At 39.0% G+C, this 22,701-nt stretch carries 22 protein-coding genes; 20 read left to right on the plus strand and 2 right to left on the minus strand.

All coding sequences use genetic code 11. The annotated features are described in order from the left end of the window. Nucleotides 1-329 precede the first annotated feature (329 nt). The 13 genes from LI954_RS15395 to LI954_RS15460 all read left to right on the plus strand — a co-directional run bounded on the left by LI954_RS15395 (nt 330) and on the right by LI954_RS15460 (nt 10,195). Nucleotides 330-1,178: a MerR family transcriptional regulator gene (locus tag LI954_RS15395; protein ID WP_202066851.1), complete on the plus strand. Its 849-nt coding sequence runs from the start codon at nt 330-332 to the stop codon at nt 1,176-1,178. Nucleotides 1,179-1,678: 500 nt separating this feature from the next. After that, on the plus strand, nt 1,679-2,275 hold the full coding sequence (gene recR, locus LI954_RS15400; protein WP_202066852.1) for a recombination mediator RecR: 597 nt from the start codon (nt 1,679-1,681) through the stop codon (nt 2,273-2,275). An 89-nt stretch (nt 2,276-2,364) separates the two neighbouring features. Next, a complete protein-coding gene (gene tmk, locus LI954_RS15405; RefSeq protein WP_324254767.1) occupies nt 2,365-3,015 on the plus strand; it encodes a dTMP kinase in 651 nt (216 codons plus the stop codon). A 14-nt stretch (nt 3,016-3,029) separates the two neighbouring features. After that, a complete protein-coding gene (locus tag LI954_RS15410; protein ID WP_202066854.1) occupies nt 3,030-3,359 on the plus strand; it encodes a cyclic-di-AMP receptor in 330 nt (109 codons plus the stop codon). Nucleotides 3,360-3,361: 2 nt separating this feature from the next. Beyond that, a complete protein-coding gene (gene holB / locus LI954_RS15415) occupies nt 3,362-4,306 on the plus strand; it encodes a DNA polymerase III subunit delta' (RefSeq protein ID WP_229441968.1) in 945 nt (314 codons plus the stop codon). A gap of 21 nt (nt 4,307-4,327) precedes the next feature. Continuing rightward, nucleotides 4,328-5,158: a PSP1 domain-containing protein gene (locus LI954_RS15420; RefSeq protein WP_202066855.1), complete on the plus strand. Its 831-nt coding sequence runs from the start codon at nt 4,328-4,330 to the stop codon at nt 5,156-5,158. A gap of 2 nt (nt 5,159-5,160) precedes the next feature. Further along, nucleotides 5,161-5,508 carry a DNA replication initiation control protein YabA gene (locus tag LI954_RS15425; protein ID WP_229441928.1) on the plus strand — a complete coding sequence of 116 codons (348 nt, stop codon included), beginning with the start codon at nt 5,161-5,163 and terminating at the stop codon, nt 5,506-5,508. Between the two features lie 163 nt (nt 5,509-5,671). Then, complete coding sequence (gene rsmI / locus LI954_RS15430) at nt 5,672-6,538, plus strand: 16S rRNA (cytidine(1402)-2'-O)-methyltransferase (protein WP_202066999.1); 867 nt, start codon at nt 5,672-5,674, stop codon at nt 6,536-6,538. A 705-nt stretch (nt 6,539-7,243) separates the two neighbouring features. Continuing rightward, nucleotides 7,244-7,423, plus strand: a complete 180-nt coding sequence (locus tag LI954_RS15440) for a hypothetical protein (RefSeq protein WP_229444921.1) — start codon at nt 7,244-7,246, stop codon at nt 7,421-7,423. Nucleotides 7,424-7,471: 48 nt separating this feature from the next. Beyond that, the gene (locus tag LI954_RS15445) at nt 7,472-7,768 is read left to right on the plus strand and encodes a hypothetical protein (protein WP_229444922.1); all 297 of its coding nucleotides are present in this window, start codon (nt 7,472-7,474) and stop codon (nt 7,766-7,768) included. Nucleotides 7,769-8,110: 342 nt separating this feature from the next. Continuing rightward, nucleotides 8,111-8,446, plus strand: a complete 336-nt coding sequence (locus LI954_RS15450) for a hypothetical protein (RefSeq protein WP_229444923.1) — start codon at nt 8,111-8,113, stop codon at nt 8,444-8,446. A 273-nt stretch (nt 8,447-8,719) separates the two neighbouring features. Further along, nucleotides 8,720-9,865: a DNA polymerase IV gene (gene dinB, locus LI954_RS15455; protein WP_229444924.1), complete on the plus strand. Its 1,146-nt coding sequence runs from the start codon at nt 8,720-8,722 to the stop codon at nt 9,863-9,865. 69 nt (nt 9,866-9,934) lie between these two features. Then, the gene (locus LI954_RS15460; protein WP_229444925.1) at nt 9,935-10,195 is read left to right on the plus strand and encodes a GNAT family N-acetyltransferase; all 261 of its coding nucleotides are present in this window, start codon (nt 9,935-9,937) and stop codon (nt 10,193-10,195) included. 83 nt (nt 10,196-10,278) lie between these two features. Here the strand turns inward: LI954_RS15460 and nrdG are convergent, their stop codons facing one another. After that, nucleotides 10,279-10,881 (minus strand): anaerobic ribonucleoside-triphosphate reductase activating protein, encoded by a 603-nt coding sequence (gene nrdG, locus LI954_RS15465; protein WP_202066859.1) that lies wholly within the window; start codon nt 10,879-10,881, stop codon nt 10,279-10,281. A 534-nt stretch (nt 10,882-11,415) separates the two neighbouring features. Continuing rightward, the gene (gene nrdD, locus LI954_RS15470) at nt 11,416-13,605 is read right to left on the minus strand and encodes an anaerobic ribonucleoside-triphosphate reductase (RefSeq protein WP_229444926.1); all 2,190 of its coding nucleotides are present in this window, start codon (nt 13,603-13,605) and stop codon (nt 11,416-11,418) included. Between the two features lie 1,282 nt (nt 13,606-14,887). On the opposite strand from nrdD, the gene LI954_RS15475 reads away from it, so the two are divergent. The 7 genes from LI954_RS15475 to LI954_RS15505 all read left to right on the plus strand — a co-directional run bounded on the left by LI954_RS15475 (nt 14,888) and on the right by LI954_RS15505 (nt 22,700). Continuing rightward, nucleotides 14,888-15,655 (plus strand): ABC transporter ATP-binding protein, encoded by a 768-nt coding sequence (locus LI954_RS15475; protein ID WP_202066861.1) that lies wholly within the window; start codon nt 14,888-14,890, stop codon nt 15,653-15,655. Further along, nucleotides 15,645-17,699: an FtsX-like permease family protein gene (locus tag LI954_RS15480; RefSeq protein ID WP_229444927.1), complete on the plus strand. Its 2,055-nt coding sequence runs from the start codon at nt 15,645-15,647 to the stop codon at nt 17,697-17,699. The genes LI954_RS15475 and LI954_RS15480 overlap by 11 nt, the downstream gene beginning before the upstream one ends. A gap of 180 nt (nt 17,700-17,879) precedes the next feature. After that, nucleotides 17,880-18,962, plus strand: a complete 1,083-nt coding sequence (locus LI954_RS15485; RefSeq protein ID WP_229441935.1) for a M42 family metallopeptidase — start codon at nt 17,880-17,882, stop codon at nt 18,960-18,962. Between the two features lie 13 nt (nt 18,963-18,975). Continuing rightward, nucleotides 18,976-19,764 carry a DUF975 family protein gene (locus LI954_RS15490; protein WP_229444928.1) on the plus strand — a complete coding sequence of 263 codons (789 nt, stop codon included), beginning with the start codon at nt 18,976-18,978 and terminating at the stop codon, nt 19,762-19,764. Nucleotides 19,765-19,912: 148 nt separating this feature from the next. Then, a complete protein-coding gene (locus LI954_RS15495) occupies nt 19,913-20,653 on the plus strand; it encodes an MBL fold metallo-hydrolase (RefSeq protein WP_229441936.1) in 741 nt (246 codons plus the stop codon). Between the two features lie 38 nt (nt 20,654-20,691). Continuing rightward, a complete protein-coding gene (locus tag LI954_RS15500; protein WP_229441937.1) occupies nt 20,692-21,696 on the plus strand; it encodes a lipoate--protein ligase in 1,005 nt (334 codons plus the stop codon). A gap of 320 nt (nt 21,697-22,016) precedes the next feature. Continuing rightward, nucleotides 22,017-22,700, plus strand: a complete 684-nt coding sequence (locus LI954_RS15505) for an O-methyltransferase (RefSeq protein WP_229444929.1) — start codon at nt 22,017-22,019, stop codon at nt 22,698-22,700. Nucleotide 22,701 lies beyond the last annotated feature (1 nt).

Raw genomic sequence — 22,701 nt, forward strand, 5'->3', positions numbered from 1 at the left:
GAGTCGTGAGTAATTGTGGTGCTAGCGGGAGACCTTTCTTCAGTGGGCCTTTCAGGCTCTGGCCGGTAATAGAGGCTTTCAGCCGCAGAGCAAACCTCCAGTTCACACTGGAGGTTTTGATTTGGAACTTGATTTAGACAGTGTTTAATGCAAGCAGCTCCTAAATATATTTTAATTTCGTGGTTTGTATTTAAGGCATGGCTCATACTGATGAGAGTGAGGGGATTGTTTTTATATATGGGTATGAGAAAAATACTGGTCTGTAGTTCAAAAGGTGCGACGATGCTGATATGTAAAACGGCTAAGTTATTGATGGGAGGGGCTGAAAGATGTTTAAAATCGGGGAGTTCTCAAAAATATCCAATACAACAGTACGGACATTGAGATATTATGAAAAATTGAATTTGTTGATTCCTGCTAAAATTGATTTCCAATCAGGCTATCGTTATTATGAAGCTGGACAGATAACAAAAATCAATCAGATAAAACTACTTCAACAGGTAGGTTTAAAGCTGGAAACTATCAAAGAGATTCTGGAAAAAGAGCAACTAGAGATTGTTAATTCATATTATGAGGAAAAAGAATCTGAAATTGATGAAGAGATGGAAACGCTGGTAAAAAAGAAAAAAATGATTCAACAATTGCAAACGCAATTAAGAGAAGGCAGCGATATAGAAAAGTATAATGTTCTCTTAAAGGTAATACCGGCAAGAAAAGTAGCCAGTATGAGAAAAAAGCTTCTGACCTATCAGGATGAAGGGGAACTCTGGGAAAATATATGGAAACAAATCCAGCAGCTAGGTGCAAAAGCTGTTCCAGCTTCACTTCCTGTAAGTATTTATCATGATGAAGAGTATAGAGAGAAAGATGTGGATGTTGAGGTGCAGATAGAAGTAGCGAGAGAGTATGAAGGGAACAGAGAAATTACTTTTTTCAATGCTTCCGAAATGCTGACTGCTTCAGTAACCTTTAACGGCAGCTTTGAGCAGATGCCTCAGGTCACACAGGCGATTGCTTTGTGGCTCGAATTCAACCAGTATCAGGTTGCAGGTCCTATGGTGAATCGTTCTCATGTATCACCGGGACAAGAGCCAGATCCTGCAAAATGGATTACAGAGACCTCTTTTGTGGTGGCACCAATTGATTGTGAAAATAAAAAAAAGTCACTGGAGTACTAAATTAACAATTCAGCCTCCAATATTATGGATAAACTCAAATAGAGAGTTTGAGCAGGCTGTTTAATGAGGTGTATTGCTCTTTTTGTTTCTGCCATCAAACTTTGCTAAAATGATGATAGTGCGGTATACGTGGTTTTATCTGTATTAAGCAGAAAATCGAGTTTTTGATAATTTGATGAATCGGTTGCTGCGCTCTTTTATTAAAAGGTTATTTGTTGGAGGTAATTATAAAAGAAAATCAGTACAATTAATAATGTGGAAGAATCAGCTGTTATAACTAAACACTTGAGCAAATTAAGTGTATAATGATGAGATGGGAAATAAAAAGATTTGCTATTCACAGAAAAATATTTGATAACAGGAAATTTTAAGTTACAGACAAGTATTTGCTTAAACATTGGAAGTTAACCGGATATGAAACCGAATAGTCGAGTATCCAGGTTTTTGATAATTAAAGTACTAACGGCATACGTCCGGTATGAGAGGAAGTTAAAGTATAGATGCAATACCCTGAACCCATTGCCAGATTGATTGAGAGCTATATGAAGCTGCCCGGAATAGGACAGAAAACAGCAACTCGGTTGGCTTTTTATACGATAGATATGAAAGAAGAAGATGTAAACACCTTTGCTAAATCTTTAATCAGTGTAAAGAGAGATCTTCATTTTTGCAGTATTTGTGGAAATATTACAGAAGAAGATCCCTGTGATATCTGTAAAGATCAGAGCAGAGACCGAAGTACAATATTGGTTGTTGAGGAATCCAAAGATGTTATGGCAATGGAAAAAGTCAGAGAATATCATGGACTGTATCATGTACTTCATGGTGTCCTTTCTCCAATGGAAGGCACTGGACCTGAGGATATTAATATCCCTTCACTAATCCAAAGACTTCATGATGATGAGGTGCAGGAAGTGATTATTGCAACGAATGCAACAACTGAAGGCGAAGCTACTGCAATGTATCTTTCCCGACTGATTAAGCCGGCAGGAATTACTGTGACGAGACTTGCTCACGGATTGTCTGTAGGCAGTGATATTGAGTATGCGGATGAAGTTACGCTGCTTAAAGCAGTTGAAGGACGCAGAGAGCTTTAAATGGGATATTCGACAGAGGTTTGTTTTTCAAGTAAAATAAATATATTAAACCAATGAGTTAATAATGACTGAAAGAGAGTATGAAGCATATGAGCTTAAAAGGACTATTTATAACAATTGAGGGGCCAGATGGAGCGGGGAAAACCAGTGTATTGGGAGAATTATATCCACGACTGACATTGTCGGCCAGAAAGAGGATTATTAAAACAAGAGAACCTGGCGGAATTCCTATTGCAGAAAAGATTCGTCAGATTATATTAGACCCCCAAAACCAGGAGATGGATGAACGGACGGAAGCGCTGCTTTATGCAGCAGCTAGAAGACAGCATTTAGTGGAAAAGGTTTTTCCTGCTTTGGAAGAAGGCAATATTGTTTTATGTGACCGTTTTGTGGACAGCTCAATTGCCTATCAGGGGGCAGGACGCAGGATTGGTGTTAAGCCAATCGCAGAAATCAATGAATTTGCCATTGAAGGAACGGTTCCTGATTTTACAATTTATTTGGATGTTGATTCTGATACAGGACTTCAGCGCATACAAAATAACAGAAGAAACCAGTACGATCGACTGGATTCGGAAGGTCTTGAATTTCATCAGCGTGTCCGTCATGAGTATCTGAAACTGGTGGAAGAAAACCCGGAGAGAATTCAAAAGATTGATGCCAAATTGAGTTTGGAATCAGTTGTGGAACTAACATTTGAAGCAATTGTCAATCGCTATCCAGAATATTTTAGAAATTAGAAGGGTGATGTCAAATGAAAATTATATTAGCTATTGTACAGGACAAAGACAGTAATCGTTTAGCCAATGAGTTCATTGATGCAAATATTCGTGCGACCAAGCTTTCTACGACCGGTGGATTTTTAAAAGCCGGAAACAGTACATTTATTATAGGGATTGATGATGAAAGAGTAGAGGAAGCACTTGAGCTGATTAAAGAAACTTGCCAGTCGCGTAAACAGTATGTTTCTGCACCGGTGACTCTTGATCTTACAATGGAGGGGCAGGTACCATATCCGGTAGAGGTTGAAGTAGGCGGAGCGACAGTCTTTATTCTTCCTGTAGAAGGATTTCACCAGTACTGATGATGAATGATTATCAACAGCTGGAACAGCAGCAGCCCTTACTGTACAAACAGCTGACAAAAAGTTTTGAGCATGGACGTATTGCCCATGCTTATCTTTTTGAAGGCGGTTCAGGAACCGGGAAGCGGGAATTTGCCCTGTGGCTGACGAAAAGAATCTTTTGTCAGAATATAACAGACAATAATCCCTGCAATCAATGCAGCAATTGTGTACGGATTAACGAACAGGAGCATCCAGATGTTCTTACCATCGTGCCTGACGGACAGACAATAAAAGTTGATCAGATTCGCCAGTTAAAAACTGAGTATAGTAAAAGTGGAGTGGAAACAAAACAGAAAGTATTTATTATCGAGCAGGCAGAAAAAATGAGTATAGGTGCAGCAAATAGTCTGCTGAAATTTTTGGAAGAGCCGGAAGGAAATGTTGTCGCGATACTTGAAACTGAATCAATCGGGAAAATACTTCCGACCATTCAGTCCCGCTGTCAGATTTTGCATTTTCAGCCCTTGGCTGCAGAAAAAATGATTCGTTTATTAAAAGATAAAGGAATAGGTGAAAAAACTGCTGTTCTTTTGTCTTCTTTGACAAATAGTTTAGATAAAGCAGTTGAAATCTCGCAAGATGAGTGGTTTAATGAGGCTAGGGAAATCATTAAGCAATGGTTTGATTATCTTGTGAAAGATGATCTTCAGGCGTTTATATATGTTCAGAAAAAAATGACAAAAGTTTTCAGGGAAAAAGAACAGCAGAAGCTGGGCTTTGACTTGTTACTTGCCTATTATCGTCAGCTGTTACTGGAAAAAGCAACAGAAGGACGATCGAAAGCAGACGTTGAAAAAGCTGCACTGCGAGTGGAGCTGATTCTGAAGGCGTATCGAAAATGGGAGGCAAATGTCAGCTGGCAAAGCGTTTGTGAACAGCTTGTTTTACGAATGATTCACCCTTAATTTATCTATAGGAGGATTACAATGGTTGAAGTAGTAGGCGTTCGTTTTAGAGAAGCCGGTCATATATATTACTTTTCTCCAGGTAAGGCAGAGTATGTCTATGATGAAAAAGTCCTCGTAGAATCTCAGCAGTCAAAGCAGATGGCTGTTGTTGCCATACCTAAGAAATCCCTTGATCCTGAGGATTTGCCTGAGGATTTAAAGCCAATTTTAAATAAAGCTTCTTCTGAAGATTTGGAAAAAGAACAGAAGAATATCGAAGATGCCGATGCGGCGTTTTCTACTGCAAATGAAAAAATTGCCAAGCATCAGCTGGAAATGAAGCTGATTCGAGTGGAATATACATTTGACCGCAGCAAAATGATTTTCTATTTTACTGCAGACGGACGAATTGATTTCCGTGAGCTGGTAAAAGATTTGGCAGCTATTTTTAGAACCAGAATTGAACTGCGACAAATTGGTGTAAGAGATGAAGCCAAAATTTTAGGCGGCATTGGTCCCTGCGGCCGTCAATTGTGCTGTTCGACTTTTTTAGGTGATTTTGTTCCAGTTTCGATTAAAATGGCAAAGGATCAGGGCCTGTCTCTCAATCCGATAAAAATTTCCGGATTATGCGGTCGTCTGATGTGCTGTTTGAAGTATGAAAATGATGAATACGAAGCAGCGAAAAAAGAATTGCCTGATTATGGATCAGAGGTTCTGACTCCTGACGGCAAAGGAAAGGTTATCGGTCTTAATCTTTTAAGCAGAATCGTCAAAGTCAGGCTGTTCGGCAGAGAAACACCAGTTGAATATGATTATGAGGAACTGAAAGAAGCTGCAGAAAAAGCTGACTCAGAAAAAGGTGATTAAAGATGGATAAACGATCACTGTATGATGGACTGGATTCACTTGAAATAGAGTTGAAAGAAACGATGTTCCGGTTGTCTGAGTTAAAGGAAGGGCTTCATGAGCTTGTTGAAAAAAACACAACACTTGAAATAGAAAATCAGCGATTAAGAGAACATCTGCAGGAATTAAACCAGCTTTCTCAACCAGACGCTGACCCTTCTCGACAGGAATTATCAAAATCACGGATGAATTTGGAAAAATTGTATGAAGAGGGATTTCATGTATGTAATATTTTGTATGGCTCCCGTAGAGAAAATGATGAAGAATGTGCGTTTTGTCTGGATGTAATCTATGGAGAGCGTAATAAATAAGCAGAAGGTTGATTGATTCTTAATTGGTATTTCATAAATTTTTGATGAATTTCGGCTTATTATCGAAGAGGTTGGTTCTGAAATATCATTTATGGGGTTTTGAAGGGCTGTGGCAAATACTGCCACGCCCTATTTCTTTTTAGAGAGAGTGGAGGGAAAAACGCTGAAAAAGCAAAAAAGCTATATACAGGAAGCTCAGGGGAAACTATTTTTAGTCCCAACGCCGATAGGAAATTTAGAAGATATGACGTTTCGCAGTATCCGTAGTTTAAAGGAAGCAGATCTGATAGCCAGTGAAGATACTCGAACAACGAAAAAACTGCTGAATCATTTTGAAATTGATACCCCTCAAATGAGCTTTCATGAACACAATTACAAAGAGCGAATACCTGTACTTCTTGAGCGCCTGCTCTCAGGAGAGACAATCGCTCAGGTCAGTGATGCCGGAATGCCTTCGATCAGCGACCCGGGACACGAACTCGTCGTTGCCTGTATAAAGGCACAAATCTCTGTCATTGCATTACCTGGTGCTTCAGCGGGAATAACCGCTTTAATTGCTTCAGGAATTTTACCTCAGCCGTTTACCTTTTATGGTTTTCTGCCTCGAAAAGGGAAAGAACAAAGGGCTGCTCTGGACAAGCTAAAATATCTGGTTCCTGCTCAAATTTTTTATGAGTCGCCTCATAGAGTACTGGCAACATTAAAGAATATGCAGGAGATCTATGGTGGTGAGCGTCAAGCGGTTTTGTGCAGAGAACTGACAAAGCTCCATGAGGAGTATCTTCGCGGAACAGTTAGTGAACTGATTCGTTATCTAGAGGAGCAATCTGTCAAAGGGGAATGCTGTTTAATTATTTCCGGAGGAGAAGAACCTGAGGAAACTGTTGATTTTCCGGATTCGGTGAAGGAACATGTCGAAGGACTTATTTCAACAGGTCTGACTTCAAAAGAAGCTGTGAAGGAAGCGGCTAAACTTAGGGGGATGAAAAAACAGGATGTTTATAAAGCCTACCATGTAGGTGAAGAATAGATATCGGGTAATATGTGAGTTCGATTATCTGTGCGGAGGTTATTCGCAGTATGAAAGGGAGACAATAGAATATAAAAATCAGCCGGGCGAATTAAATTGTCAGGCTTTTTTTTAGATGAAGTATAGCTCACTAAAGTAAATTTGATAGTAAGACGAGCTTGGTTTATTCCCCCATTTATTAAGAGGATATTTTATGACATTATTTGTTAAAAATGAAGGTTGATTAAATTTGATTTTAGAGGGATTGTAGATAATATGTTCGAGGACAGGAGGCTATCACTACTCTATTCCTGAATGTGAAGCTTAGTTTTATTGTTGAAGCTGGAAATGTTGAGTCAGTCATTTCTTTTATTTTGGATATTTGTCAGGCGGAAAAGTTGGAGATGGTAAAATATTTGTCTGTCCAGTTGAAAAAGTCATACGTATTAAAATAAGGGAATGAGGAATTAATACCATTTTTAAAATGAATAATATAAAAAAACTTTATCTGATAAAAATTGAAAATAAGATAATATGATTAATCTGCATAAAATCGCGGATGAACAAGTGAATATCAGAAATAGACATTATTTTCTTATAAGCTTCCAAGAGGATAATAGTCATTTTTTGAATTTTATTCAGATGATATTTTTTATCTTTTGAAACAATATATTATTTACTAATTAGTATGAATAAATTAGAAATGATAATAATTGGGATGGTGTAATGGGTGAAGGCGAAGAAATTATCAATGGAAAAACGATGATTATTCTAAATCTGCGCCGTTTTGCAGAAGTTATGGAAACGGGGGAATTAGAAGCTGTAAATGTTGCTTCGCTTTTAACCAATGCACTTAACGGAAATGTTGATAGTGCAGATGTAATTTATCTGAGAACTACAAAATAAGGTCAGCTGATCAATATTCCCAATATAGAGAGCGATTTTTACATTATTATGCGTTCGCCATTTGATCTGATACTTTCCGGTATGCTGGAAAACAGCAGTAAAATTACAGCTATATTGGATATTATTCAGGGAAAAGATGTAAACTCAATTCTGAATAATCCTGAGTTGCTTTCGACAGGCGATATTGATACGAACAATGAAAATCGTTATATCAAGCAACTTGCAGAGCTCTTTCCAAAAATTGCAGATGAAGTGGATAAGTTGAACTATGAAGCATGGCTTGGTGAAGAAACAGCAGCAATTATTCAAAGCTCGACTCAAGCATTGCGTGGAATTGGTAATTAGATTGACCAGATTCCGGCGACACGTTTTGTAAAAGTAGACTACTTTGGAAATGCCTATGACTTTACCGGTTTAAAAATCAAAAAGACCGATCATTTTTATTTTGGTATTAAGCAATATGCGAATATCACCGGTCAGGTATTTAATGATACTAATATGGACGGTAAAAAGGGAGTATTGGAATTTCTAAAAGAAGTTGAGTAGACTGCTTATGATGGTAACGGAAATGTTCTTGCACAAACTAAATCACCATCACTTGTAGGATCATACAAACTTGAAAAAATTCCTTATGGGCAGCCTGTTTACCTTGGTGTTTCTGAAACGGCTCCTATTTATCCGGAAGTAGTGGATAGAAAACCAGAAGCTCTGAGTGGTAAACGTATTGTAGGTGTGTATGAATTTGGTCAAACAGACAGTGTGACAACAATAACTCAAAATATCGGCATCGGGAATTTGACGACACCGACTATTCAGGTGAAATCAAAAGATGAAAATCTAAATACAGCAATTCTGACTTTTTCAAATAAAAACAGTTCTGCAGCGAAAGTATCGTATAGCTTGAATGATGATTCTGCAGGTACATTTGACATTAAAGCAAAAGGGCTGCTATCGAAAGAATCAACCTATTCTAGAAAGCTGCAAGCGATCAATCAAAAAATTCTACAGGCACTCTTTCAATAACTGGCGGTAAAGACTCAGCAGATTCAACCGACAATGAAGAGAAGTAGTTTTCACTTAATTGATTCTTCTCACCTTCCTTTAAACAAGCAGGTATTTCAGCGGGGGAAGCTTTGAATAACTAACCTTGGGCTATATCTTTGCAGCACCAGTGCTAGAATATAAAGGAATAGACTGTTGAACAACTGGTTGAAAAAAGTTTCTTATTCGTAATCACGATGGATTGTATATGAACAAACGTTCGTTTATAATAATAGAGGAAAGGGGCGCTGACGGATGAGTGAACTGCAATTTCCTCTAAAAAAAGATACCTCAAGAAAAATTATTCATATAGATATGGATGCATTTTTTGCTTCAGTAGAAGAAAGAGATCATCCGGAACTTGTCGGTCATCCCCTGGTAATCGCCCGTCATCCAAGCGATACTGGCGGTCGGGGAGTAGTAACAACCGCAAATTACGAAGCACGGAAATACGGTATCCATTCTGCCATGAGCGCTCAAAAAGCCTTTGAACTTTGTCCGGAGGCTATTTTTAAACCTGGAAACCATAAAAAATATTCTGAAATTTCTGTTCAAATTCGTGAGATTTTCCGACGATATACGGATATTATTGAACCAGTATCAATTGATGAAGCATATTTGGATGTTACTGTGAACAAAATCGGGAGCAGCTCTGCAATTAAGATTGCCAAGCTGATTCAACGGGATATCTGGCTGGAGCTTCGGCTGACTTGTTCAGCAGGGGTTAGTTATAATAAGTTTTTAGCAAAACTTGCTTCAGATTTTCAAAAACCCAAAGGTTTGACAGTCATTTTACCGGAAGAGGCGGAAGATTTTTTAAAGGCTCTTCCAATCGACAAATTTCATGGGATTGGTAAGAAAACAGTGCCTAAGATGAATGATTTGGGGATTTTTACAGGTGCTGATTTGTATGAGGTAGACGAAATGACTCTAATCAGACATTTTGGTAAAATGGGTTATTCTTTATATAGAAAGGTCAGAGGGGTTCATGATTCACCGGTCAGTGTGACAAGGGATCGAAAATCTGTCGGCAGAGAAAATACATATGGAATACCGCTGACAACTGAAAATGAAGTAGTTGCTCAGCTCCGTACACTGGCAGAATCAGTTGAACACTCTTTAAGACGAGTACAAAAACATGGTAAAACGATTGTTTTGAAAGTTAGATATGCAGATTATACAACTGTAACTAAAAGAAAGACTCTACCTGATTATATTAAAAAAAAAGAAGAGCTTTACTATCAGGCTCATCTGATCTGGGAAGAAGTTGGCGGGTTGGAGCATGGGATACGGCTGTTGGGGATTACGTTGACTAATCTTGATCCCTTGTCTTATGAAAATATTGTGCTCCCATTGTGGGGAGAGCAGGAGAAAACTAATATCAATCAAACAGATACATAAAAAATCTCCATGTAAAATTGACAGGGGTGAAAAACGAGAAAAAATGAACTTCAGAGAGGCTTCATTAGGATGACACGTATTATTGTAATAGAGGAGACAGATAATGGCTGTATGAATTTTCACCGTAAAGAATCAATTATCAACTGGAATTTTGGAAAATTTTGCATTCTGCCGAAATATATTGGAAAAGGGTTGGGCATCCAAGCGTGGGAGTTGTTGGAACAGAAAGAACAGTTAACCTGCTGGCCCTTGGAAATACCTGACTATTCAATTAGAAATCATCGCTTTCATGAAAGGTACGGCTTTCATAAAAGCGGACAAGATAGATAAGATGCAGACAGGTATTCATTTAGAATGTAAGTAAAGAAACGACAGAAATGAGCGAGTTTAAATCGCTTATCTCTATCGCTTGTCTATATTAATTCAGCTTTACGTATCTGCTCGTAGGAGGTTTCTGCATCATGACATTTTTCCCAAATAACTGCTTTGCCTTCTGCGAGAGATTTTTTTACATCTATAATCCGCTGATTACTGCTTCCGCGGAATTGGAGATTTAAATTACGTTTGCTTAATTCAAAACGACCATCCACCAGTATATCAATTTTGTTAAGCAGCTCCAGCTTGTCTTCTGTTTCCAAAAGCAGCTCTTCAAAGGTATAGCCGCTCCATGACCAGATATCTTTAGTTGTTCCAAATTCCTGATGAATCCGATCAACAACTTTCAGACAAACCTCTGTATTCAAAAATGGTTCACCGCCAAGAAGTGTCATTCCCTGGACATAGTCATGAGACAAATCCTTGATAATCTGGTCTTCCAGCTCCTTGGTAAAAAGCTTCCCATAATGAAAATTTTGTATAGCTTTGTTAAAGCAGCCTTCACAGGCAAAAAGACAGCCGCTGACATAAAGACTGTTGCGAACTCCTTCACCATCAACGAAGTTGAAAGCTTTATAGTCCGCAATATAATTCTGGCTGTAATCTTTTGCGAGCCATTCTTTTGGGTCAGGATTGTTCATATATAAAATCATCCTTTCAATGATGCATTCATACTGTAAAAGCAGGTAAAAAAGGCAATTTAAATAATTTACTCAATTCCTTGCTTCAGCGCTCGTCTGAGATGAGGACGGGACAAAAGTGATTAGCTCCGAGAATTAAGAAGGAATATCTGAAAATAGTCAAGAAACACTATTCATAGGATGAATAGCTGTGAATGGATACACTACGCTGCGCTTCGATCCCATCAACTTCTACGTAGGAAACATAAGCTTCACTAGGATTGCTTTAGCAGAGTAGATGCAGATGCGTCCTGTTGTCTACTCAGTGAAGGAGCTGCTCCTGCGGTTACTCGTCGCAAAAAGAATTTTTGCTTTTGTCCCACCGTTTATTCGGGGATAGATACGAAGAGCGTTTGGAACTTTATTTCTGTCCCACTCTCGGTTAAAAAAACAGCTTCATTAGAATAAGGAAATTGTTTCTTGGAACCGTCAAAACGATTTTGGGAAGCTTTTCCTTATTCTTTGAAGCTGGCCATTTATTTTTACAGATTCCTTTTAGTTCATGTGTTTAACACGTGAAGAGATTTCTTTGTGACGTCCATGAACCATTGGACGGGCTTGAGGATTTCCGAGATATCCGCAAGTACGTTTTACTACATCGCAAGATTTAGGGTCATGATTTCCGCATTGCGGACATTCAAACCCTCTTTCTGTCGGCTGGAAGTCCCCTTCATAGCTGCATTCATAGCAATGGTCTATCGGTGTGTTTGTACCTAAATAACCGACCTTGTCATAGGCATAATTCCAAACAGCTTCAAGTGCTTTAGGATTTTGCTGCAGAACTGGATATTCACAGTAGTGAATAAAACCGCCTGAACAATATTGAGGATAGTCTTTTTCAAAATCAAGCTTTTCAAAGGGTGTCGGATTTTTTCGGACATCGTAATGGAAGCTGTTTGTATAGTATTCTTTATCAGTGATGTTTTCTATTACACCGAACTTCTCAGTATCCAAACGGCAGAAGCGATCAGTCAGACTTTCGCTTGGTGTACAGTATACACTGAAATGGTATCCGTACTCGTTGCCCCATTCGTCAGCGCTGGCTTTCAAAGTTTTAAGAATATCCAAAGTCAGTTCTTTTGCTTCCGGTTTGTTTTCCCATTCACCGCCGTAAAATGCGGAAGCTACTTCATACAAGCCGATATAGCCCAATGAAACAGTTGCACGTTTATTTTTAAATAGTTCATTTACTGACTCATCTCTTGAAAGACGTTTGCCAAAAGCACCATACATATAAAGGATTGGTGCATTGGCAGGAGCAGCTTCTTTACAACGTTCTACGCGATAAACAAGCGCATCTTTCATTGTACCCAGCCGTTCGTTAAGCAGTGACCAGAATTTGTCCAAGTCACCATTTGCTTCAAGAGCAATTCTAGGGAGATTTAAGGTTACTACACCTAAGTTCATTCGCCCAACGTTAATTTCCTCGCCGTTTTCATCTTTCCAGCCCTGAAGGAAAGAGCGGCAGCCCATCGGTACTTTAAAACTTCCTGTCAATTCAATCAATCGATCATAATTCAAAATATCAGGGTACATGCGTTTTGTTGCACAGTCCAATGCAAGCTGTTTAATATCATAGTTGGGGTCTTCACTGTTCAGATTTGTTCCTTTTCTCAGTGTGAAGATCAGTTTAGGGAAAATGGCTGTTCGTTTTTCACTTCCCAGTCCATTGATTCGAATTTGCAGAATCGCTTTTTGAATTTCACGTTCAAACCAGCTCAGCCCAAGTCCAAAGCCTAGAGAAGTGAACGGTGTCTGACCATTTGAAGTGAACAAGGTATTAATTTCATATTCCAGACTTTGCATGGCATCATAGATGTCTTTTTTTGTTTTTTCCTTCGCATATGTTTCCTGACGTTCTTTTCCGTCAATCCATTTTTTTGCATCATCAAGATGTTTTAAGTAATTTAATTCAGCGAATGGAGCCAGTAGTTCATCTACACGGTCGGCAGAACAGCCGCCGTATTGACTGGAAGCTACATTGGCAATAATCTGTGATATTTGTGCAGTCGCAGTCTGTATAGATTTTGGTGATTCAACTTCTGCGTTTCCAATTTTAAATCCATTATTCAGCATGCCTTTGAAATCAATCAGACAACAGTTCGTCATTGGTGTATATGGATGGTAATCCAGATCGTGATAATGAATATCCCCTTTTTGATGAGCATTGGCAACATGGGGAGGCAGCATTTTTAATCCGATAGATTTACCTACAATTCCGGCAGTCAAATCTCTCTGTGTATTAAAGACATCACTGTCCTTGTTGGCATTTTCATTTACGACAGTCTGATCTTTATTCAGCAGTTTCCCTATAGTAAAATTAATATCAGTTGCTTTACTGCGTTCAAAGTCGCGGCGAGTACGGTAGTTAATGTATTCTTCGGCTAATTCGTATTCATTTTTTTCCAATAGAATGTGTTCAACAATGTTTTGGATTTCATAAATTTTTACGTTTGAAGTAAAACGTTCTGCAATTTCCCTGTCTACATGCTCAACAATTTCCTGGATACGTTCGTAGCTGAGAGGCGCTAGTGCTCCGTTAATTTTTTGTTCAGCTTTGATCAAAGCATCATAGATTTTTTGATCATCAAAATCAACGAGACGACCATCTCTCTTAATGATCTTCATATTTCGCAGCGATGAAACGGTAGTGCTAAGAGAATCTTTTTGTTTAACTTCCATCATAACTTCCAACTCCTCAATGACTTATTCCTCATCTATCATAAATCAATTTCGTTTTTCTTTCAACTATATATAGTGTTAAAATGATAAAAAAACACATATCCATAACTATATATTGTATATCCGTGTTTTGAAAAGCTAATGAAAGCACGAAGCGGAACGGTTTATCAAGAATCGCTTTACTAAAAAAGGAGGATTAGAAAAAGTTTTCAATCACAAATGGATTTTTACGGAAGCGCGACAAATTGTTTCGTAATGAGAATGATCTGTGAAAAAAGTAACATTTTAGAATAATTTTCATTAATAGAAGACTAAAGATGAAGTAACAGACTACTAACTTTATCTGTTTGTCTGCAGCGAAGAGAGTGGGGCAGAAATTGGTGCGCTCCTTCTATACAGGACATTGAAATATAAAAATGTCTTGTATAGGGGGAGTTTTGTATGTCTGAGATCCCTAAAACCGAATAAACGGTGTTCCAGTCTTTGTATGATTCGAGCATTCGAAGAAGCGTAGAAGCAAGTTCCTACATGCCCCCTAGACATGCGACGAGCATTCGAAGAAGCGTAGGAGCAAAGCCCCTCCATGCTTCGAGGATCGGAACGAAGTCCTTCAATTCTTAATGGCTCTGCCGTTTAGAAATTGATGAGATCGAAACGAAGTGTAGTGTAGTGAGAACCGTAGACGCAGAAAAACGGATACAGCGTAATGTTTTGTCTCGAGAATTGTTAGACTCGTAGAGACAGCAGTTCTGGAAATAAGTCGAACGATACTGAAAATATGAGTAGCTCCAGGGAGGTATCAATTCACAGCTAGTCATTTTATAACTAGTGTTCCTTGACAATTTTCGTATATTCCGACTTATTGTCATAAATCACTATGATTGACTTGTCAGAGTAGATGATGCATGTTACCTACCTGGTTCTTGAGACAGAACACTTCTGTCACAACCTCGACGAGTAATCGCAGGAGCTGCTCCTTCGGAATTAAGCTGAACGATCCTGAAAACATGAGGAGCTCCAGATCTGTCACCTAGTATGTGACAGGACGTCATTTACTCTGCTAAAGCAATCCTAGCGGAGATTGTCAACTCTCGTATGTTTTCTATGTAGAAGTTGATAGGATCGAAGTGGAGCATAGTGTATCCATTCTCAGCCATTCATTTTAAAAACAATATTATATTTATTTTTTATAAGATTTTCAAAATATTATAATAGACGAATCAATGTTCAGGCAGGAGAATTATTGGTAAAATGAAAGCAATAAAAATGATTGGCGGCAATAAAAATGAATAAAATAATTGAAGTACAGCATGTGAGCAAATCCTATGGCTATCTGATTAATAAAGTAAAGGTTCTTGAGGATCTTTCTTTTACAGTTGAAAAAGGGGAATTTGTAGGGATTATGGGACCCAGCGGAGCTGGGAAATCGACCTTGCTGAATGTAATCTCAACCATTGACTTGCCAACAGCAGGAATAGTAAGAATTAACGGGAAAAATATTTTGGAATTAAAGAGTAATCAATTAAGTGATTTCCGCAGGCAGGAAATAGGGTTTATATTTCAGGAGTTTAATCTTGTTGATTCGTTAACTATCAAGGATAATATTCTGCTTCCTCTTGCCATTGATCATATACCGCTTGAAGAAATGGACAGTCGTCTGCATCATGTTGCAGAGCTGTTGAACATTGAAGCAAATTTGAATGATTATCCGAATACAGTATCTGTCGGACAAAAGCAGCGGGCTGCAGCAGCTCGAGCACTAATCACAAAGCCGCTGCTGATTTTTGCTGATGAACCAACTGGATCACTTGATTCTAAAGCGGCTGCTGAGCTGCTCCAATACTTAACTGAAATAAACAGACAGGATGGTGCGACAATCATAATGGTTACTCATGATCCATACACAGCCAGTTATTGTGACCGAGTTTTGTTTATCAAAGACGGCTCATTCTTTGCAGAGGTTGTTCGACAGGGAGCCAGAGAGAAATTTTTTAATCAGGTCATTGATATGCAGGCGACAATTGGAGGAGGGACCCGTCTGAATGATTTTTAAGTTATCATGGAGAAGTGTTCGGTCGAAATATTATCATTATATAGTTTATCTGATTGGAATGGTCTTTGCTGTAACCATTTATTACAGCTTCAGTGCTATTACTTATGATCGGGTACTGATCGACAGTGTGGGTCAGGAGGTCAGTCTCAAAAATGCAATGGGAATCGGAAGTCTGTTGATTATTGTAATGATTGCCTGCTTTATGATAACCGTCAATCGTTTTTTCTTCTTTCAACGAACAAAGGAAATTGGAATTTATCAGTTGACGGGAATGAAAAACAGACAGATTGCCAGCCTGCTTTTAACAGAGCTGTATATTTTGGGGGCTGCTGCATTAATTGCAGGTCTCATACTGGGCATCATTTTTTCGAAGCTTTTTTCGATGATTTTGGTCAAAATTATGTATTTAAATGTAGAAAGTATTCTTAGAATCTCAGTACCTTCTGTTATGGAAACAACGGGTATTTTTATTTGGCTGCTGTTGATTGTTTCTATTCACATCTGCTTTTTGGTTTATTCGTATCAGCTGACTAGTTTTTTTAAGAAGGAAGAACGGGTAGGTATTCAATCAGAAAAACTGACGAAAAAACAGTTGGTACTTGGAATAACAGGAATTGGTTTGATTGTATTCAGTTATATACTGTCATTTAATATTTGGTCACTGCCAACCAATTCTGCACAGCTTATCCGGCTGCTGTCTGCGCCATTTTTGCTGGTCGGCTTGTGTACAATCGGCACTTATTTGATTTTTAAATATACCATCCATATTCTTATTCAGTTTTTCAGCAGCAGGAAGGGCTATTATTCTAATGGTTTGACGATGCTTTCTGCCGGTAATACACGTCTTCATTTGAGTAAAGGCAGCAACACACTCACCGCTGTTTCTATCTTTATTGCCTGTGCGTTGGGGATTATCGGCGGAGCAGCTTCGTTTTATACACTGGGAATGGAAAGTGTGAACTCTTCGGACCCAGTTGATTTTATTGTAAGCAGCGAGCTGTTTCAAGCAGCAGAAGAAAATGCAGCTGAGCAGGGGGCCGCTCTTCAAGAAACAAGGCTGAATTTTAAAATGACCGGTGCCCGCTATCGCTACAGCTATTCAATCAGCCGGAAGGAAACACTTGATTATGAAGGTCCGATTAATGTGATTTCGCTGTCTAATTATCAGGACTATCAGGAGATTAATCCGTATTTACAAACAGTTGCGTTAAGAAGTGAAAATGAAGCTGTAATCCTGAATGGAATACAGAATACATTTAGTCGCTTTATTGAGTATGATTCTGCTGTTCAGCTTGCATCAGGCCGAACGATAATGATTGCAGGTATGGTGTCAGATTATCTAGGAAATTCTATGCTTAGGTACAATAAACCAACAATGGTGGTTTCTGATGAAGTTTATGAAGCCATTCCAGCAGATGTTATATTTGAACTGAGTGCTTTCAACCTTGAGCAGAGAGAGGGTGAGATACTTCCGGATCAGATAATGGCTGGGATTTCTAAAGAATGGCAGCATCCGGTGTATTATGGGACGAATGCAAACGATGAGGTTTATGTTTCACAGGAACCGATTCAAGCGTCAAAAACTGAATCGGTTGAAGTCAACGAACAGGAAGGCTGGCGTCTGAATTATACGAGCCGAATAGCCGCATTTATTCACAATCGAAAAGCACTTGGTGTTTTTATCTATGTTATGTTATTTCTAGGTGTTTTGGCGCTGATTATTACCGGGAGTGTCTTAATGGTTCGGCAATTTGCGGAGGCCGAACGTGAGAAAGCAACATTCAGTTTGCTTAGAAAACTGGGGATTTCTGAAAAGCAGCTGCGACGACTGATCTACAGGCAGAATATTGTTGTATTCCTTTTGCCTATACTCTTGGGATTACTACACGCAGGATTTGCCATTCGTTTGTACAGCCAGCTGGTACCAAGTTCAGGCTATTGGCTGGTCTATCTTTCCTGCGGTTTGCTGATTATTATTTACGCAGTTTATTTTCTGGTGACCTCTTCAGTCTATTGTTGGATTGCAGGAGAGAGCAACAAATGAATGTCCGGTATAGGCTGGTTTTAGCAGTTTGAGTCTAGTTTGTGTGGAATTCTATTCCAATTTTCAGTGTTTGACAAGTAATTTTATTAAGGTTCTGAGAGTTCTGTTGCTTTTTCTGCTATTAAATAGAGTATGAATGTTATAATATTTTTGAAATGATTTCTGAAAGGGGCTTTCGTGTTGGATAAGCGTGAAGAAGAATTATTAATCGAGTTAGTAAATGCAAAAGGTGTGCCGGGAAATGAAGACGAGGTACGAGCTGTGTTTAAAAAGCATGCTGAGCCTTTTGCCGACAGTATTCTCTACGATGGCTTGGGAAGTATTATTGCCAAGCGCACAGGGGATAAAGAGGGACCTAAAATTTATTTTGCCGGTCACTTGGACGAAGTTGGCTTTATGGTGACTCAGATCACCGAGAATGGATTTATTAAGTTTGAAGCATTGGGCGGCTGGTGGGAGCAAGTTATGCTGGCACAGCAGGTTCAGATAAAGACTCGGTCAGGAAAGGTCATTCATGGAGTCATCGGTTCAAAACCCCCGCATGTTTTAACTCCTGAAGTGCGGAGCAAGCCTTACCAGATGTCTGATATGTTTATTGATATTGGTGCGTCCAGTGAGGAAATGGTGGAGGAATGGGGGATCAGGCCAGGCGATATGGTTACTCCTTATATTGAATACCGCAGAATGAATGAGACAAAATTTTTACTGGCAAAAGCCTGGGATAATCGCGTCGGCACTGCTGTTTCTTTAAAGGTATTGGAGAATTTGGCTGAATCCGGACATCCTAACATTCTTTTTGCAGGAAGCGATGTTCAGGAAGAAGTAGGGCTGAGAGGGGCTCAAACTAGTACGAATCTGGTTGATCCGGATATAGCATTTGCTCTGGATACAGGTACTGCCGGAGATACACCGGGAATGACACCAAAAGAGGCAGATTCCAAGTTGGGGGAAGGACCGCAGATTTTAATTTACGATGCTTCCATGATTCCACATAAGAAGCTAAAGGATTTTGTTATTGGTATTGCAGAAGAACTGAATATTCCTTTTCAGTATACAGTGATTACAGGCGGCGGAACGGATGCCGGCAGAATGCATTTGGCTCGAAATGGTGTGCCGTCTCTTGCTATTACAGTGCCGGTTCGCTATCTTCACTCCCATACGTCAGTTATTCATGAAGATGACTATTTAAATACGGTTAAGCTGGTGACGGAAGTTGTTAAACGTTTGGATAAGGAAGCCGTTTGCAAAATCAAAGAATATTAAAGGAGATGAGAGAATGGAGAAGCAAATGACCAATGCTATGCATAGAGACAGAGCTAGAAAAGCCCTGAGCGGCAAATGGGGGACGATGGCGCTGATTGTTTTTGCAAGCTTCCTGATCAAATTGTTTGTCAGTAACCTGATCGGCAGTTTTACAAATCTATCAAGTGAGAGTGCTTCAGGCAGGTTAATTAATTTTATATTGAGTAATGGTTTTTATTTTGCATTAACATTTGGTACGTACTTTGCCGCGCTTCAGGTAATTAGGGAACGGCCGGTCAAAGTGGAAATGTTGCTAATGATGTTCAGAGGAGAATATTATCTTCCGCTGCTGCTTATTAATTTGATTCAATATGTGCTGAATCTGCTGATAAACTTTATTATGCTGCTGCCAGTTCTTATCTCATATGGAGCAACTATGTATTTTGGCTTGATGTTTAATGTGGTTTCTGTTGAACGCTTCCAACAGGAAATGTCGGCCAACATCACTCTGGCCTTTGTTATGCTGCTGTTTTCACTGCTGGTCATTTTGATTAGTATGTTTATTGGCGGGGTTTTCCAGTTTGCGGTTTGGGTTAAAATTGATCAGCCTGCTTTGGGAATCGGTGATATTTTGAGAGAAGCTCTGAATATGATGAAGGGGCATTTTAAGCAATACGTATTTTTACAGCTGTCATTTATCGGCTGGTACATTGTTGGAGCTATAGTAGTGGGAATTGGATTATTATGGGTAATCCCTTACCATGATGTTGCGGTGGCAAGTTTATATGACAGTATTCGACGCGAAAAGGAAGTTGTCTTTTAGGAAGGATTGCAAAAATTTTTTCTGAGGGCATTTGAGAATCAGGTCAGATGATTCCTTAAGAAAGAATGAACGGACTGCAGCAAATATATCAGAGGCTGATTAAACACAGAGCTGTTGCAAATGATTAAAAGACTTGGAGGAGAAGCAAGTGAAAATAACTGTTTTAGGCTGTCTGGGTGCATATCCGTATGATGGCAAAGGAACAAGCTCCTATTTATTGGAATCGGAAGACTTCCATTTACTGCTGGATGCAGGAAGTACTACTTTGATTAATTTGGAAAGGCACGTTGATCCATTAGAATTGGATGCGGTTATCTTGTCGCATTATCACTATGATCATATTGCTGATCTGGGTGTCCTGCAGTATTACCGTCAATTGTATCCGGTTTTGACCCCGTTGCCGATTTTGCCGATTTACGGACATACCGATGATGCAGCTCATTTTGCTGAACTGGATATGGATGGAGTGTCTAAAGGAATGCCTTATTTTGAAGCTGAGGAACTGAAAGTCGGACCATTTATCATTAGTTTTATGAAAACAATCCATCCGGTGCCCTGCTATGCTATGCGCTTTGTGGAAGAAAAAACAGGAAAAGTTTTTGTTTATACAGGAGACTCCGGTTATTTGGAAGATTTTATCGAATTTGCTGCAGGAGCAGATATTTTTCTGGCAGATACGTATTTATTTGAAGGTAATGAAAGACACCATGCTCATTTTACTTCGAAGGAATCTGGAGAATTGGCTAAAGCGGCAAATGTGAAAAAGCTGATTTTGACTCATTTACCTCAACATGGGTCTTTGGAAGAATTAAAGAATCAAGCTGAAAAAGCGGCTGATTATCAGGTGCCGGTAGAGCTGGCCTATCAGGATTTAGTTATCGAATTGTAAGCAGTGGTCAATAAAAAAATGAAAAGGAGCTGTTCGGAGTGATATTTGTCCCAAATGAAAACAATGATCCGCGAGTGAATTTAGCAATTGAGACGTATTTATTGAAGGAAAAACCTTTAGATGAACCGATTCTTTTGTTTTATATTAATGAGCCGTCAATTATTATTGGTCGTAATCAAAATACAATTGAAGAAATCAACAAAGAATATGTGGAGGAGCAGGGGATCCATGTCGTTCGCCGATTAAGCGGGGGCGGTGCGGTGTATCATGATCACGGTAACCTGAATTTCAGTTTTATTATGCCGGATGACGGTAATTCTTTCCGGGATTTTGAAAAAGTAACGAAACCGATTATTCAAGCTCTGCATGAATTGGGCGTTTCGGGAGCAGAACTAAAAGGGCGTAATGATTTGGTTATTGACGGAATGAAGTTTTCCGGAAATGCGATGTATGCAACAGATGGACGCATGTTTGCACATGGAACACTGATGTTTGACAGTGATATTGATGAAGTTGTTAATGCGCTGAAAGTACGAAAAGATAAAATTGAGTCAAAAGGAATTAAATCGATTCGTTCACGTGTAACAAATATCAAGCCGTTTTTATCTCAGGATAAGCAGGGGATGACAACAGAGGAGTTTCGTCAGGATATTCTTTTGAAAATTTTTGGTGTTGATTCTGCTGATCAGGTGAAAACGTATGAACTAACTGAGGAAGACTGGCAGCATATCAATAAAATATCTGACGAATATTACCGAAACTGGGATTGGAACTATGGAAAATCTCCTTCCTTCAATTTGGAACGCAGGCATCGTTTTCCAATCGGCTCTATAGAAGCTCGTATGGATGTTGAAGATGGTCAGATTAAAGAGCTGAAAATTTATGGTGATTTCTTTGGTCTCGGTGAAATTAAAGATGTCGAAAACACATTGACAGGTGTGAAATATGATAAAGAAGCCATCCGTGAAGCAGTTGATAAGATTGACGTAAAAAAATATTTCGGCAATATAGAAAAAGAAGAATTTGTTGAGTTGTTATATTAGGACATGTCTGAAAAGTTAGTGGAATTCGAATTTTTCAGTGGTTTTTGTTGAAATCAAGGAAGAAAACACAGCTTATGTGGTTCATAAGCGAGTATTTATGAAGATGGGTTTGATAAAAATCATCAAACTATTCGCCGATTGAGTTTTCAGACACACCCTAATACAGAGGAAAAAAACATACTGATAAAATATGCAGTGAAAGTCGAGATGATTTTTGCTGCGTATTTTTAATAGTTAAATGCCTGTTTCAGAAAAAGAACAGCTTTTGACATCGAATCCGCCAATTCGTATAATAGTGGTCGTGAGAAGGAGTGAAGAACATGCGCAATGAAATGATGCATCGACCGGTTGTGAAAAAAGAACTGCTGGATTTTATGCGTGAGAAACAGAAAAAATTGCCCGGAGAACTGGGAGTGGTGGAAGAAGAGGCTCATGCAGATGGAGTTCCAGTTATTCCACATGAAACGGTTGTGTTTCTGCAGTTTTTACTGGGGCAGATTAAACCGAAAAATATTTTGGAAATTGGTGCTGCGATTGGTTTTTCTTCCAGTTTAATGGCACAGTATGTCGGAGAAGACGGTCATGTAACAACTATTGACCGCTTTGATATAATGATAAAGAAGGCAAAGAAAACCTATGAACGTCTGAATTTGACAGATAAAGTAACCCTGTTGGAAGGAGAAGCAGCGGATATTCTACCGACACTAAATGAAAGCTATGATTTTATTTTTATGGACAGTGCAAAATCCAAATATATTGAATTTCTACCGAACTGTCTGCGCCTTTTGCGTGTTGGAGGAGTATTGATGGTGGATGATGTTTTTCAAGCTGGGACAATTCTTGAGCCTCTGGAAGATATTCCAAGAGGAAAACGAGCAATTCACCGCAAACTGAATGAGTTTCTCGAAACAGTTATGGCTCATCCGGATTTAACGTCCAGTTTAGTACCATTGGGAGATGGTATTATTTTGATTACGAAGGAAAATGAAACGATTGAATTATAAA

The sequence above is a fragment of the Enterococcus sp. CWB-B31 genome (assembly GCF_020567645.1).
GTDB lineage: Bacteria > Bacillota > Bacilli > Lactobacillales > Enterococcaceae > Enterococcus_L.